The following is a 13,827-nucleotide window of genomic DNA, read 5'->3' as shown; positions in this document are numbered from 1 at the left end:
ACAACCGCAAAAACACTACAAGGACACCTCTGGCGTGGCACGCGTATTTCGCTCCTTATTGACTCTTGAGCGCTTCCGGCGCCAGCTCGCCAACGTGGATGCGCTGCCCCAGCTTTGCGTGCTGGGCCTGGTGTCCGGGGTGATGACCGGCGCGCTGATGGTGGCCTTTCGCTTTTTGCTGAGTCTGGGCGCCACGCTTTATATGCCCGAAGGCAATCCCGAAGCCTTTGAGCAGCTGGCCCCTTGGGGACGAGCGCTGCTGCCGCTGATCGCCGTGGCGCTCATCGGCCTGTGGCTTGGGCGCTTGTCGCCGTCGGCGCGCAAGATCGGCGTGGCGCATGTAATCGAGCGGCTGAGCTACCACCAGGGGCGTTTTCCTCGGGGAAACTGGTTCACTCAATGGTGGGTAGGGCTTGTGTCGGTGCTCGGCGGGCTGTCTGCCGGCCGGGAAGGGCCGGCGATTCATCTGGGAGCCGCGGCGGCCAGCGGGCTCGGGCAATATATGCGCCTGCCCCACAACAGCCTGCGGGTGCTGGTGGCCTGCGGCACGGCGGCGGGCATTTCGGCATCGTTTAATACGCCCATTGCCGGGGTCATCTTCGCCATGGAAGTGGTGATGATGGAATACACCATCACCGGATTTATGCCGGTGATTTTGGCGTCTACGGTCAGCGGTTTGATCGCCCAGCTGGTGTTCGGCTTTGAGCGTCCCTTTCAGGTCAGCGATCTTGCGCTGGGCGCTTTTGCCAACCTGCCCTGGATTGTAATCAGCGCGCTGGGCATCGGCATACTGGCCGCCGGCTTTTTGCAGCTGGCCCGGCTGTCCGAGCGGCTGGCGCATTTTTCCTTGACCGTGCGCTGCATTGCGGTGGGCGTGCTGCTGGGCGGCACGGCCTGGTTTTATCCTCAAGTGCAGGGCATGGGCTACGATACGCTGGGGCTGACGTTCGGCGCGCATTTGGCCGTTGATGTGCTGCTGGCCGTGGCTGTGGGCAAGCTGTTGCTGACGGCGGTTACCGTGGCCTGCGGCATTCCGGTGAGCATCATCGGGCCGATTCTGGTGGCCGGCGGCGCGGCCGGGGCCCTGTTCGGCGTGCTGGGGGCTCAGCTGATGCCCAATGCCTCTGCCAGCCCGACGATTTACGCCATGCTGGGCATGGCCGCCATGATGGGGGCGATTTTGCAGGCCCCGCTGGCCGCGCTGATGGCGCTGCTGGAGCTGACCCATACGCCCAACATGATGCTGCCGGGCATGCTCAGCGTTGTGGTGGCCTGTTTGACCACCCGCCAGCTGACCGGCAGCAAGGGCTTTTTCAACCAGGCCCGTCAGGGCAGCCGCCATCCGCTGCAGCACCCGCTGATGCAGGCGCTGTCGCGGGTGTCGGTGCCGGCGGTCATGGAGCGTAATCTGGTGCGCAGCCAGCGGACGGTAACGCCGGCCGAGGCGCGCAAGCTGCTGACGACCAACCCGGTGTGGCTGGTGATCGAGCGCGCCAAGGATGACAAACCGCCGCTGGCGCTGAAAGGCTCGGCGCTGGCACGCTGGCTGCTGGAACATGAAACGCCCATCAATGAAGGGCACCGCGGCTATCAGCACGTTGATCTGCTGGAAATTCCCGGCCAGCGCCTGGAACTTGCACCGATCAACTTGCAGGCCACGCTGTCCGAGGCGTTTCTGGCCTTGCAAAACGAGACGCTGGGCGCGCTTTACGTAGTGCACGGCTATCGGCATAAGCAAAAGCGAATTTCGGGTATCATCACCCGTGGCGCCGTCGAGCGTTATTACCGCTATACCGACCACATTCCCGAAAGCCGCAGCCCCGAGCGTGGCCCCTGAGGCGTTTGTCGGTCCGTCCGCTGTACAAGGAGCTGTTATGTATCTATGGGTGAAAGCATTCCACCTGATGGCTGTGGTGACCTGGTTTGCCGCGCTGTTTTATCTGCCGCGTTTGTACGTGTATCACGCCATGGCCCGGGATAGCGGCGAGCACGAGAGCATCGCGCGTTTCAAGGTCATGGAGCGCAAGCTGTATCGCGGCATCATGACACCGTCGATGATCGCGGTTGTCGTGCTGGGCGGCATTCTGCTGGCGCTGGCGCCCGGCTGGCTCAGCCAGGGCTGGATGCACGCTAAGCTGTTGTTTGTGGTGCTGTTGATTGCCTACCATCACGTCTGCCTGATCTATCTCAAGCAGTTCGCCGAGGATCGCTGCACAAAGCGCCACGTGTTCTTCCGCTGGTTTAACGAGCTGCCGGTGCTGGCGCTGATTGCCATTATGATTTTCGTCGTGGTGAAGCCTTTTTAATGGCGACGTCATTGCTCAATGAGCCGCTTCCGGCGGCGGTACTGGTGCTCGCAGGCCACGACCCTACCGGCGGCGCGGGGCTTATCGCCGACAGCGAAGCCGTGGCGGCCAACGGCGGCTGGGCGCTGACCGTCCCTACCGCGCTGACCGTGCAAAGCTGCGACGATGTGCGCCGGGTGATCCCCGCCGACCCCGACACGATGCTGGCCGCCGTCGAGGCGCTTGCGGATATCCCCGTAGCGGCGATCAAGATCGGCCTGCTGGCCGACGCCGCTACCACCGACGCTGCGGTGCAGATCGTGCGCCGCTTTCCCGGCGTGCCGGTGGTGATCGACCCGGTGCTCAGGGCCGGCGGCGGCGCGGAGTTATCCACACCCGAACTGTGCCGGCGGTTTGTGGATACGCTGATCGGGCATGCCGATATTGTGACCCCCAACCGCCACGAGCTTGCCCGGCTGACCCCGGAGCAGGCCGGCGCAAACGATACCGAGCGCGCCGTGGCGCTGCTGTCTGCGGGCTGCCAGGGCGTGCTGGTCACCGGCACCGACACCCCGCTGGCGCACGGCGAGCAAACGGTGACCCACACGCTGCACACCCCGGAAAGCGCCCGTCAGTGGCACTGGCCGCGCCTGGCGGCGACGTATCACGGCTCGGGCTGTACGCTGGCGGCAGCGCTGGCCGCTCGCCTGGCCGCCGGCGATGCGCTGGTCACGGCCTGCGAGCAGGCCCAGCACTTTACCTGGCAGAGCCTGTCCCACGGCTACCGGCCGGCGCACGGCCAGCATCTGCCCAACCGCTTTTTTGCTCATTGCCACTTACCTGCGACAAAGAGGATGCCATGACCACTTCCGCTGAACTGTTTGAACGCGCCAACCGCCACATTCCCGGCGGCATCAACTCGCCGGTACGCGCCTTCAAGGGGATGCACCGCCCGCCGGTGTTCATTGAGCGCGCCCAAAACGCGTATCTGTTCGACGTGGAAGGCAACCGCTACGTGGACTACGTAGGCTCCTGGGGGCCGATGGTCACCGGCCACGCCGACCGCGACGTGCTGGCCGCGGTGCGCGCCCGGCTGGACAACGGCCTGTCGTTTGGCGCCCCCACCGAAATCGAAACCACCATGGCGGATCTGATCTGCGAGATGATCCCCAGCATGGACATGGTGCGCATGACCAGCTCCGGCACCGAGGCCACCATGTCGGCCATTCGCCTGGCGCGGGGCTACACCGGCCGTGACAAGATCGTCAAGTTCGAAGGCAACTACCACGGCCACTCCGACTCGCTTTTGGTCAAGGCCGGCTCCGGTGCGCTGACCCACGGCGTGCCCAACTCACCCGGGGTGCCCGCTTCGCTGGCCGAGCACACCGTGACGCTTTCGTTTAACGACCCGGACGGCGTGGAAGCCTGCTTTGACGAAATCGGCGACCAGGTGGCCTGCATTATCGTCGAGCCGGTAGCGGGCAATATGAACTGCATTCCTTCACGCCCGGAATTTCTCGACACCCTGCGCCGGGTATGCAGCGAGCACGGCAGCCTGCTGATTTTTGACGAGGTGATGACCGGCTTTCGCGTGGCCATGGGCGGGGCCCAGGCACACTACGGCGTGACGCCGGATCTGACCTGTTTGGGCAAGATCGTCGGCGGCGGCATGCCGGTGGGCGCATTCGGCGGCAGCCGCGAGATCATGGAGCAGATCTCGCCGCTGGGGCCGGTCTACCATGCCGGTACGCTCTCGGGCAATCCGCTGGCCATGGCCGCCGGCACCACGCTTTTGAACAAGCTTCAGGTGCCGGGCTTCCACGACGCGCTGACCCAGCGGGTCGAGACGCTGTGCACCGGCCTCAAGGAACGCGCCGACGCCGCCGGCGTGCCGATGGTAGCGCAGTGGGCCGGCGGCATGTTTGGGCTGTTTTTCACCGCGCAGAGCCGCGTGGACAACTTCGCCCAGGCCACCGCCTGCGACCCGGAAGCCTTCCGCCGCTTCTTTACCGGCATGCTCGATGAAGGCGTGTACCTGGCGCCGTCGGCGTTCGAGGCCGGCTTTATGTCCAGCGCCCATACCGCTGAGGACATCCAGCACACGCTGGACGCCGCCGAACGGGTGTTTGCCGGCATGGCGTAAGCACGGCCTACCGTGTCCGCCTGATGTAACCAAGTGTTACACTTGTGGGCTATACTGAAGAAGCCGCCTATAGGCGGCTTCTTTGCGTTGTGACACGCCACCGGAGGTTTCCATGCTGCGTTGTATCATCCGCTACGGCCTGCCCGGGGCGGCGCTATGCGTCTCGTCGCTGCTGCCACGCCGGGAGCCGGTCGACGGCTACGTGGTCGCTGTCGATCAGTACCAGCACCCGATCAGCGGGCGGGGCCTGAAACACCCCGGCAGGGGGGTGTATGCAGACGTTGCAGCCGGTCTTTTCCCCGAGATAGTCCGCAAACAGCTGTGTTTGCGGGCTTTTTTGGGTAACCAGGTAAACAGTTTTGCGGGTGTTGTCCTGCGACATGAAAGTGACCCTCGAGCAGAGAACGGCTGAGCAGGTGCCGGCTGATTTGTTGCTTAATGTATTTAAGTTTGTAAATTAAAGTTACGCAAGAAGATTGTAAAAGAAGGCCGTAAAAGCAGGTCGTAAAAAGGCTCGGATGCCCCGTCCTTTTGGTCTACTCCGACCCGGCGTACACTGGCCGGCCGCCAAGGAGACCACGCTATGACCGCAACAAAAACGCTGATACTGGCCAGCGGCAACGCCGGAAAGCTCAAGGAATTCAACCAGATTTTGCAGCCGCTGGGATTTGACGTGCGCCCCCAGGCAGACATCAATGCGCCGGACGTTGCCGAAACCGGGCTGACGTTTGTGGAAAACGCCCTGCTCAAGGCCCGCGCAGCCAGCCGCATCAGCGGCCTGCCGGCGCTGGCGGATGATTCCGGCCTGGAGGTGGACGCCCTCGCCGGCCAGCCGGGGATCTACTCCGCCCGCTACGCCGGCGAGCCCAAAAGCGACGCGCGCAACAACCAAAAGCTGCTGGAGGCGCTTTCCGACTGCCCCGAAGGCCAGCGCACCGGGCGCTACTGGTGCGTGCTGGTGTATCTGCGCCATGCCCTGGACCCGGTGCCGATCATCGTCCAGCAAAGCTGGGAGGGCGAAGTGCTGGCCCACCCCCGAGGTGCGGGCGGCTTTGGCTATGATCCGCTGTTCTGGCTGCCCGCTCAGGCCATGAGTGCCGCAGAACTCCCGGCCGAGGAAAAAAACCGCCTGAGCCATCGCGGCCGCGCACTCAGCGCGCTGGTGGAAGCGCTGAACGCAGCCGGTGGCAAGGGGGCAGCATGACCGAGCCGATGGCGAAGCGGCGCCCGCCGCTGTCGCTGTACATCCACACGCCCTGGTGCGTGCGCAAGTGCCCCTACTGCGACTTCAACTCCCATGAATCCGGCCGCCGGGCGCTGCCGGAGCGCGACTATCTGGCCGCGCTGCTGGAGGATCTGGATCAGGACCTGCCCCTGGCCGGCGAACGTGAACTGGTGTCGATCTTTATCGGCGGCGGCACGCCAAGTCTGCTGTCCCCCGAGTTTTACCAGACCCTGCTCAGTGCAATAAGTGCGCGGCTGGCTTTCGCGGCGAATATCGAAATCACCATGGAAGCCAACCCCGGCACCACCGAATACCACGCCTTCAGCGGCTATCGAGCGGCCGGCATCAACCGCCTGTCGTTCGGCGTGCAGAGCTTTCAGCGTGCCCAGCTCAAAGCGCTGGGCCGGATTCACGACGGCGAGGAAGCCGTGCGCGCGGTAGAGCAGGCCCGGGCCGGCGGGTTTGACAACCTCAATATCGACCTGATGCACGGCCTGCCCGGCCAAACTCCGGCGCTGGCGCTTGATGATCTGGAACAGGCGCTGGCGCTGGCGCCCGAGCACCTGTCCTGGTATCAGCTTACCCTGGAGCCCAATACGGCGTTTTACGCCCGCCCGCCCGTGCTGCCCGAGGAAGATACCCTGTACGATATTCAAGAGCTCGGCCACCGTTGTCTGGAGCAGGCCGGTTTGTCACGCTATGAAATTTCCGCCTACGCCCGCCCGGGGCACGAAAGCCGGCACAACCTCAACTACTGGACGTTTGGCGACTACCTGGGGATCGGCGCCGGGGCGCACGGCAAGCTCAGCGACGTGGACCGCCAGGGCCGCTGGACCATTGAGCGGCGCTGGAAAACCCGCCAGCCCGAGGCCTATTTGCAGCGTCGTTGGGATATGCGAGGGTTTGTAGCGGGCAAGCGCGAGGTGCCGGCCGATGAGCTGCCGCTGGAATTTTGCATGAACGCCCTGCGCCTGACCGAGGGCGTGGATGCCGCACGCTGGCCGGCGCATACCGGACAGCCCCTCGGCGCGCTGCAGGTTTTGCTGCAAGACAGCGTCAAAAAAGGACTTTTGCAGGAAACGTCAAACAGACTGCAACCGACGCCTCAAGGTCTATTATTCTTGAATGAACTGCTGGCAGACATCAGCAACGGATAACAACCGCGACGTTTCAATGACCGTAAAGGAGTAGAGCAATGCGAATGGTTCGAGCAATGGCCCCTTTGGCGGCGGCGATTCTGCTGGCCGGCTGTGCCGCCCAGAATCCCTACGGCGGCCAGCAGGGCAGCCAGACTCAACGCTCCAACAAGACGGCGATGGGCGGCGGCGTCGGGGCCGCCGTGGGCGCGGTGGCCGGCGCGCTTTCCGGTGACGGCAGCACCAGCCGCCGCGACCGCGCGCTGATCGGGGCGGCCGTGGGCGCTGCCGCCGGCGCCGGCGTAGGCGCCTACATGGACCGCCAGGAAAAGCAGCTGCGCCAAGGGCTGCAGGGTTCACGCATCGAAGTCGACCGCCGCGGCGACGACATCGTGCTCAACATGCCAAGCCAGGTGACCTTCGGGTTCGACTCCGCTCAGCTGACCGGCCAGGCGCAAAGCGCGCTCAACGAAGTGGCCAGCGTGCTGCGTGAGTATCAGGATACCCGGGTCAACATCGCCGGCCACACCGACAGCACCGGCGATGCCGGCTACAATCAGAAGCTGTCCGAGCGCCGCGCCCGGTCGGTGGGCAGCTATCTGACCCAAAACGGCGTATCCGCCATGCGCCTGAATACCGCAGGCTACGGTGAAAATCAGCCGGTAGCGGACAACGATACCGACGCCGGCCGCGCGCAGAACCGCCGCGTGGAAATCACGCTGACGCCTACCGGGGACGCCGGCAGTCGCGGCGGCCAGCGCCCGCCCCGCTAACGGCCGCTCCCTGAACGGTGCATCGGTCGCCGTCTGAGCCCGCCATGCCTTGCATGGCGGGCTTTTTTTGCGCTTTTGGACCGGCATGAAAACACCGGCCCGGCGCTGCGCTATCGAGTCTGGCCAAAGTGTTCAAGGGGGCGGGCACCGGCGGGTGTTGGCCCGAAAAGATGCGTTTTTAATACCGCATCACATAAGCGTTGTATTTTCACACCGCACCGGCTACGCTGATTGTAGCTGTACAGAAAAAGGATTTTGTACAGCTGTTGTGGAAAGGACTTTATAACGCGTCATCCGCGCTTTTCCGCGATGGTCTGGGCCCTCCATCTCAGCGAAGCGTGCGTGATAGCTGCCTAAACCAGCAATCGCCGTTGGAGATCATAATGGAACTTGAAACGCTATCCCTTGGGCAATACACCTTCATACAGAACGGGTACTCGTTCGGCTTTGCCGTCATGGCCGCCGCGTCCCTGTTTTTCTGGCTCATGAAGTCTGAACTCGCCCCCTCTTACCGCCTGGCCGTCACCATCACAGGGCTGGTAACGGCCATCGCGGCATACCACTACCTGCAGATCATGCTTTCGTGGGGAGCCGCAGCCGATGTCACCACAGGAGAAGTCGTGGCCACGGGTTCGCCCTTTAACCAGGCCTATCGCTACGTGGACTGGCTGCTGACCGTACCGCTGCTGCTGATCGAGCTGATCCTGGTCATGAACCTGACACGCCAGGAAACGATCAAGAAAACCACCATGCTCGGCGGTGCAGCCGCACTGATGATCGTGCTTGGCTATCCCGGCGAAGTATCCAGCACCGGCGGGCTGCGCTTTGTGTTCTGGGTACTGTCCATGATCCCGTTCGTCTTCATCGTCCACCAGCTGGTCGTTGGCCTGAAAGACTCCATTGCCAAGCAGCCTGAAGAAGTGAAAGGACTGATCAACATTGCGGTATACCTGGTGATCGGCGCCTGGCTGTTCTACCCCATCGTCTACCTCTTCCCCCTGGTGGGTCTGACCGGTGGTGCCGCCATCACAGCGCTTGAAGTGGGCTACACTATTGCCGACATCGTCGCGAAAGCCCTCTTTGGCGTATTCATCTTCACAATCGCAGTGCGCAAGTCAAAGGCAGTCGAAAACACGGAGAATGAAGCAGTCTAAAGCGAGTGCTGACAGGGACGGCAGCGAAAGCTCAACGCTCCAATAAGCACTGATTCAAGATCAAGGAGCTTCACCCGGCCACGGATGGCCCCGAGCTAAAGGATATTGGCATGGTCAATGTAACGGCTCATCAAACTGCTGATTTCACCGTCGCTGAACACATCGATGCGCCATCGTTGGCACCACGTCGCGAAAAGGCGCCCTGTGCGCCCGCGGACATCCTCGACGTGGATCACGAACTCGAATGCGTCACCTCTCTGATGCAGGCCAGCATAAGCGCACCGGCTAGCTGGCCTGCCACCCAAGCGAGCCTTTATCACCTGGATACCGGCGGCAGCCTTCTACGCGCACGGCTGGCTTTGCTCAGCGGACAGGCCTATGGCGCATCAAAGGCCCACCGGACGGCGGCGGCCGCCGCCGCAGAGCTCGTTCATAACGCCTCGCTTGTGCATGATGACCTTTGCGACGGCGATACAATACGTCGCGGCAAGGCAGCCGTGTGGAAGCGCTATAACCACCACGTTGCCGTATGCACAGGCGATCTTCTTTTAACAACGGCCTTTCGCGCCGCGCTCGAAAGCGACCGTTGTGAACACCGTCTGGCGCTGATAACGCTTTTGACCCGGCAGACCAGTCAGGTAATCGCCGGGCAGAGCATTGAAGTGGCCCCGCCGGCCGCACGCCAGGAGACCGCACGCCAAGCGTATGACAACCCCCCTTCGCTGAGCGCCTATCTGCAGGCGACTCTGGCCAAAACCGCTCCTCTGATCGCACTGCCGCTGGAAGCCGGCGCCCTTGGCGGCACGGTCTCCGGCGAACAGCGCCTGCTGCTACAGCGGTTCGCCGGCGCGGCAGGGCTGGCCTATCAAATCATCGACGACCTGGATGATATTGACCTTGCCTGCCCTTCGCGCTCGCAGCCGGATGCCTTTCATCCCTATCACGCCTGGCCGCGCCACTGGCCGGCAGGCCGGCCACAAAGCGACGACGCCGGTGCCCGTGCGGTGCAGCGCGCCGCCCGACACGCGGCGTCTGCGCTGGCGCGCGCCGAAAAGATCACGCCCTGTTTTCCCGAAGGGCTTGGCACGACGCTGCGACAGATGCTTGCGGACTTGCAGCGACGGCTGCTAAGCCACCTGCACGCCGCGGCGCTGGATCGAGACAGGTACCATACAACTACACGCCAGAGAGACAGGTACCAACCCTGCCGTCAGCCTTACGGAGAGCGAGCCTCATGACCGCGCCACCCAGCACACCGTTACCCAACATGGCCTCGCCCGACACCTCGTCTGCCTGTGCCGGCGCGAAAGAAAAAATCGGAAAGGCCCTGGTCATTGGTTCAGGCTTTGGCGGTCTGGCAGCGGCCCTGCGCCTTCTTGCCGACGGCTGGCACGTAGAACTTGTGGAACGTCACGGTGACCTTGGCGGGCGCGCCCGGGTGTTCAAACTGGACGGGGTTGGCTTTGATGCCGGCCCCACCGTGATTACAGCCCCGTTTATTTTCGAAGCGCTTTTCGAACGCTTCGGCGAGCGCTTTCACGATCACGTGACGCTGCTGCCGGTGGACCCTTTCTACCGGATGGAGTTTGCCGACGGCAGCCGTTTTGAATACAAGGGCACGGTCAGTGAAACGATCGAAGAAATCGATCGCATCGCGCCGGGGCAGGGGGCGATCTACCACGATTTTCTGGCTGAAACCGAGAAGATGTACCAGCGCGGGTTTGTCGATCTGGCCGAGCAGCCTTTTACACGGGTCACGGACATGCTCAAGGTGTTGCCGGATTTGGTTCGCCTGCGCGCCGATAGAAGCCTGTACGATTTTGTTTCCCGCTTTTTTGCCGATGAACGCCTGCGCCGGGCCTTTTCCGTACCGTCGCTGCTGGTCGGCGGCCACCCTTTTCGCACGTCCTCGCTGTATGGCCTGATTCACGCCCTTGAGCGCCGCGGCGGCGTCTGGTATCCCAAAGGCGGCACCGGCGCGCTGGTGCAGGCGCTGGCGGCGCTGTTTGAGCGTCACGGCGGCGTCATCCATACGCGCCAGCAGATAAGTGCGCTGGACGTGGACGGCAGCCGTGTGATCGGGGCAAAGACGGTCTCCGGCGAATATCACCGCGCCGACATCGTCATCAGCAACGTCGATCCGCTGCATGTCTACGACCGCTGGCTGCCGATGAAGCCCTGGGGCCGCTGGCTCAACGCCTGGCGGCGGCGCATGAAGCAGTCGATGGGCCTGCTGGTCGTCTATTTTACAACCCGGCGCCCGTATCCTGAGCTTGAGCACCACACCATCGTCTTCGGGGATACCTACAAAGAGATCCTCGACACTATCTTTGACAAGCATGAAATGCCCGACGACCTCAGCCTTTATCTGCACCGTCCCGGCGCTACGGATTCGCAGATGGCCCCCGAGGGCGGCGATGCGTTTTATGTGCTGGCGCCGGTGCCCAACCTGCAGGGACACCACGACTGGGATGCCCTTGAGCCTCGGCTGACGCATCAGATCTTCACCATGTTACAACGCCGCCTGATGCCGGATGTGCTGGATCAGCTCGGCGCAACGCACACGGTATCGCCGCGTTATTTTCACGGCGCGCTCTCCAGCCCGTTCGGCAGCGGCTTTTCCATCGCCCCCACGCTGACACAGTCGGCCGGCCTGCGTTTTCACAATCGCTCACCGCACTATCGCAACCTGTATTTTGTAGGAGCCGGCACGCATCCGGGCGCAGGCGTTCCGGGGGTGGTTTCGTCGGCAGGCGTTGTCGCCCGGCTTGTTAAAGAAGACGCGGCAACCCGACCCGGTGCCGCCGCTTCCAAAACGGCGTGAGGTCAACATGACGTCCTCTCCTTCACAGTCACGGGCAACGCTGCGCCGCCACGGCCGAAGTTTTCACTGGGCCGGCCGCTTTCTGCCGGAGCATCAGCTGCATGCGGGGGCGCGCCTTTATCATGTATGCCGCCAGGTGGACGACATTGCGGATAACGCCGCCAACGATGCCCAGCGCGACAGGGCAGCGCGGCTGCTGGCAGCGCTGCAACAGCGCCTGGCGGCGCGCCGACCGGCTTCAAGCACCTCGCCTTTGATCATTGACGTGCAGGCCCCGGGCCGCGTCGCGGACGCAGGCGCGGCCAACGCTGCGCTGTCATCGGACGAGCAGCGCCTCGTTGCGGATATCCAGGCCGATATAGACGCGCTTTTTGCAGAGAATTCGCTGGCCGTGCATGCCATGCAGGACCTGCTGGCCACCATGCAAACGGATCTTTCGCCGCTGCACCTGACAAGCGAGCAGGCGCTGCTGCGCTACGCCTACGGCGCGGCCGGCACCGTCGGCGTTATGATGTGTCCGCTGCTCAACGTCCGCGACCAGGCGTGCGCACTTCCGCACGCCATTGATCTGGGCATGGGGATGCAGATGACCAACATCGCGCGCGATGTGCTGGAAGATGCCCGGCGCGGCCGGGTGTATCTACCGCGTAGCTGGCTGACCGGCGATGTAACGGCCGAGGCCATCGCTGAGGGAGACGCGCACGCGCGCCGCCAGGCCTGGTTGGCCGCCCGGCGGCTGGTAGCGCAGGCCGATGCCTACTACGCCAGCGGCTGGCAGGGGCTGGCGTATCTTCCGTGGCGTGCCCGGCTGGCTATCGGCGTGGCGCTGCGCGTGTATCGCGCCATCGGCAAGCGCCTTGAGCGCCTGGACGAGCGCGCGTACTGGGCCGGCCGCGTTGTGGTTCCAGCCGTCAGCAAAGGCTATCAAAGCATACGGGCCATGCCGGCGCTGTTCGCCTTTGGGCGCCGGGGCCAACACGACGCCAGCCTGCACACGCCGCTGGGCCACTGCCTGTCTCCCTACGGGCTTGGCCCGGCCGGAGACGCGCCATGAACTCGGCGGATACGGACGTGGCGATCCTTGGCGCCGGCCTTGCCGGGCTGAGCATTGCCGCTTGGCTGGCCACCACGACTTCCTCGCAGGCCCCGGCACCGCAGGTGCATATCCTTGATGCGCGCCGCGAAGACACGCAGGATCGCACCTGGTGTTTCTGGGATCAGCAGCCGCACCCGTTTCGTCAAGCAATCAGCCACCGCTGGCCACGCTGGCAGGTGCGCCACGCCGGACAAACGGTCGAGCGCGAAGACGGCAGGCACGGCTACGCCATGATCACGGCCACCGACTTCAGGCGCAGCGCCTACGCCGCACTGGCTGAGCGCGAGGAGTTCACCATGATCCGGGGCGTGGCGGTGGACGCGGTGACTTCTTCCGACAGCGCGCTCGACGTGGCCACGTCGAGCGGTCGTCTCAGGGCCAGGGCCGTCATCGATACGCGCCCGCCGCCGAGCACAGCGCTTGTCGCCCACGGCGGTGTGTGGCAGGTCTTTCACGGTCTGGAAATTGCGGCCCCGGATCATGGCTATCCGCCGTCTACCGCCCGTTTGATGGACTTTCAGCCGGCATCGAGCGGTATTCATTTCATCTATGTGCTGCCCCTGGGAGCCCATCGGCTGCTGGTTGAGTGGACCTGTTTTCATGCCGATCGCGCGCACGAGGACTGCCAGGCGCTGCTGAACCAGCACGCAACGCCGCCTGCGCTGGGCGAATGGCTGGACAAACGGCTAAGGCCGGGCTGGTCGGTGACGCGTCATGAAACCGGCTGTTTGCCGATGATGCCGGTCTTGCCGCCGCGCCGGGGGCCACGCTATCTCTCCGCCGGCATTCGCGGCGGATGGATGCGCCCTGCCACCGGCTACATGTTTGCCAGCTGCCAGCAAGGCGCTGCCGACGTGGCGCGCCAGCTGCGCCAGGCCCACGCGTCCGGCCGCTGGAATCTCGTCGCACCACGTATCAGACCGTCTTCGCTTCAGTGGATGGACAAGGTTTTTCTGCACGCCATACGCCGGCATCCCGAGCAGGCGCCTGACTGGTTCATGCGGCTGTTTCAGGGCAGCAGCGCCGCACAGCAAAGGCGCTTTCTCGGCGATCAGCCCCGCTTGAGCGATCTTTTTGCCATCATGCGCGCGCTGCCGCCGGGGCCTTTTTTGCGTGCCGCTTTTACCCCCACCCATAGCGCCTGACGTTCAGGGGCTGAGCTGTTTGCCGGGCTAAAAAGCCGAGTAAAAG

At 63.9% G+C, this 13,827-nt stretch carries 13 protein-coding genes; 12 read left to right on the top strand and 1 reads right to left on the bottom strand.

Going from position 1 to position 13,827, the window contains the following annotated elements; translation table 11 throughout:
- Positions 1 to 34: 34 nt before the first annotated feature.
- Genes ACZ415_RS04745 through hemL form a run of 4 tightly spaced genes read left to right on the top strand, consistent with a single transcriptional unit; the run spans position 35 to position 4,428 of the window.
- Entirely contained in the window at positions 35 to 1,837 is a 1,803-nt protein-coding gene (locus ACZ415_RS04745; RefSeq protein ID WP_344701832.1) for a chloride channel protein, read from the top strand.
- A 37-nt stretch (positions 1,838 to 1,874) separates the two neighbouring features.
- Positions 1,875 to 2,306 (top strand): protoporphyrinogen oxidase HemJ, encoded by a 432-nt coding sequence (gene hemJ / locus ACZ415_RS04740; RefSeq protein WP_344701830.1) that lies wholly within the window; start codon positions 1,875 to 1,877, stop codon positions 2,304 to 2,306.
- A complete protein-coding gene (thiD, locus tag ACZ415_RS04735; protein WP_344701828.1) occupies positions 2,306 to 3,148 on the top strand; it encodes a bifunctional hydroxymethylpyrimidine kinase/phosphomethylpyrimidine kinase in 843 nt (280 codons plus the stop codon). Before hemJ ends, thiD begins: the two co-directional genes overlap by 1 nt.
- A complete protein-coding gene (hemL, locus tag ACZ415_RS04730; RefSeq protein ID WP_344701826.1) occupies positions 3,145 to 4,428 on the top strand; it encodes a glutamate-1-semialdehyde 2,1-aminomutase in 1,284 nt (427 codons plus the stop codon). The genes thiD and hemL overlap by 4 nt, the downstream gene beginning before the upstream one ends.
- Positions 4,429 to 4,582: 154 nt before the next feature.
- Here the strand turns inward: hemL and ACZ415_RS04725 are convergent, their stop codons facing one another.
- Positions 4,583 to 4,810, bottom strand: coding sequence for a hypothetical protein (locus ACZ415_RS04725; RefSeq protein WP_344701824.1), 228 nt, complete (start codon positions 4,808 to 4,810; stop codon positions 4,583 to 4,585).
- A 201-nt stretch (positions 4,811 to 5,011) separates the two neighbouring features.
- Here ACZ415_RS04725 and rdgB point away from each other — a divergent pair, with 201 nt between their 5' ends.
- From rdgB to ACZ415_RS04685, 8 genes are all read left to right on the top strand, one after another.
- Positions 5,012 to 5,632, top strand: a complete 621-nt coding sequence (rdgB, locus tag ACZ415_RS04720) for an RdgB/HAM1 family non-canonical purine NTP pyrophosphatase (protein ID WP_344701822.1) — start codon at positions 5,012 to 5,014, stop codon at positions 5,630 to 5,632.
- Between the two features lie 8 nt (positions 5,633 to 5,640).
- A complete protein-coding gene (gene hemW, locus ACZ415_RS04715) occupies positions 5,641 to 6,810 on the top strand; it encodes a radical SAM family heme chaperone HemW (protein WP_344701883.1) in 1,170 nt (389 codons plus the stop codon).
- A gap of 38 nt (positions 6,811 to 6,848) precedes the next feature.
- On the top strand, positions 6,849 to 7,562 hold the full coding sequence (locus ACZ415_RS04710) for a YiaD family glycine zipper/OmpA-like lipoprotein (protein WP_344701820.1): 714 nt from the start codon (positions 6,849 to 6,851) through the stop codon (positions 7,560 to 7,562).
- 383 nt (positions 7,563 to 7,945) lie between these two features.
- Positions 7,946 to 8,716: a bacteriorhodopsin-like gene (locus ACZ415_RS04705; protein WP_344701818.1), complete on the top strand. Its 771-nt coding sequence runs from the start codon at positions 7,946 to 7,948 to the stop codon at positions 8,714 to 8,716.
- A 110-nt stretch (positions 8,717 to 8,826) separates the two neighbouring features.
- The gene (locus tag ACZ415_RS04700) at positions 8,827 to 9,954 is read left to right on the top strand and encodes a polyprenyl synthetase family protein (protein ID WP_344701816.1); all 1,128 of its coding nucleotides are present in this window, start codon (positions 8,827 to 8,829) and stop codon (positions 9,952 to 9,954) included.
- Positions 9,951 to 11,540, top strand: a complete 1,590-nt coding sequence (gene crtI / locus ACZ415_RS04695) for a phytoene desaturase family protein (protein ID WP_344701814.1) — start codon at positions 9,951 to 9,953, stop codon at positions 11,538 to 11,540. The genes ACZ415_RS04700 and crtI overlap by 4 nt, the downstream gene beginning before the upstream one ends.
- 7 nt (positions 11,541 to 11,547) lie before the next feature.
- Positions 11,548 to 12,594 carry a phytoene/squalene synthase family protein gene (locus ACZ415_RS04690; protein WP_344701812.1) on the top strand — a complete coding sequence of 349 codons (1,047 nt, stop codon included), beginning with the start codon at positions 11,548 to 11,550 and terminating at the stop codon, positions 12,592 to 12,594.
- Entirely contained in the window at positions 12,591 to 13,781 is a 1,191-nt protein-coding gene (locus tag ACZ415_RS04685; RefSeq protein ID WP_344701810.1) for a lycopene cyclase family protein, read from the top strand. Before ACZ415_RS04690 ends, ACZ415_RS04685 begins: the two co-directional genes overlap by 4 nt.
- The last annotated feature ends 46 nt before the right edge of the window (positions 13,782 to 13,827 follow it).

The organism is Halomonas cibimaris (genome assembly GCF_055379665.1).
This window is presented reverse-complemented; position numbering and strand designations above follow the sequence as displayed.

What these genes read in the sequence shown, in the direction of transcription:
- ACZ415_RS04700 (WP_344701816.1), top strand. Translation starts at nt 8,827, where the DNA reads ATGGTCAATGTAACGGCTCATCAAACTGCTGATTTCACCGTCGCTGAA.
- crtI (WP_344701814.1), top strand. Translation starts at nt 9,951, where the DNA reads ATGACCGCGCCACCCAGCACACCGTTACCCAACATGGCCTCGCCCGAC.
- ACZ415_RS04685 (WP_344701810.1), top strand. Translation starts at nt 12,591, where the DNA reads ATGAACTCGGCGGATACGGACGTGGCGATCCTTGGCGCCGGCCTTGCC.
- hemJ (WP_344701830.1), top strand. Translation starts at nt 1,875, where the DNA reads ATGTATCTATGGGTGAAAGCATTCCACCTGATGGCTGTGGTGACCTGG.
- ACZ415_RS04705 (WP_344701818.1), top strand. Translation starts at nt 7,946, where the DNA reads ATGGAACTTGAAACGCTATCCCTTGGGCAATACACCTTCATACAGAAC.
- ACZ415_RS04690 (WP_344701812.1), top strand. Translation starts at nt 11,548, where the DNA reads ATGACGTCCTCTCCTTCACAGTCACGGGCAACGCTGCGCCGCCACGGC.
- rdgB (WP_344701822.1), top strand. Translation starts at nt 5,012, where the DNA reads ATGACCGCAACAAAAACGCTGATACTGGCCAGCGGCAACGCCGGAAAG.
- ACZ415_RS04710 (WP_344701820.1), top strand. Translation starts at nt 6,849, where the DNA reads ATGCGAATGGTTCGAGCAATGGCCCCTTTGGCGGCGGCGATTCTGCTG.
- ACZ415_RS04725 (WP_344701824.1), bottom strand. Translation starts at nt 4,810, where the DNA reads ATGTCGCAGGACAACACCCGCAAAACTGTTTACCTGGTTACCCAAAAA.
- hemW (WP_344701883.1), top strand. Translation starts at nt 5,641, where the DNA reads ATGGCGAAGCGGCGCCCGCCGCTGTCGCTGTACATCCACACGCCCTGG.
- thiD (WP_344701828.1), top strand. Translation starts at nt 2,306, where the DNA reads ATGGCGACGTCATTGCTCAATGAGCCGCTTCCGGCGGCGGTACTGGTG.
- hemL (WP_344701826.1), top strand. Translation starts at nt 3,145, where the DNA reads ATGACCACTTCCGCTGAACTGTTTGAACGCGCCAACCGCCACATTCCC.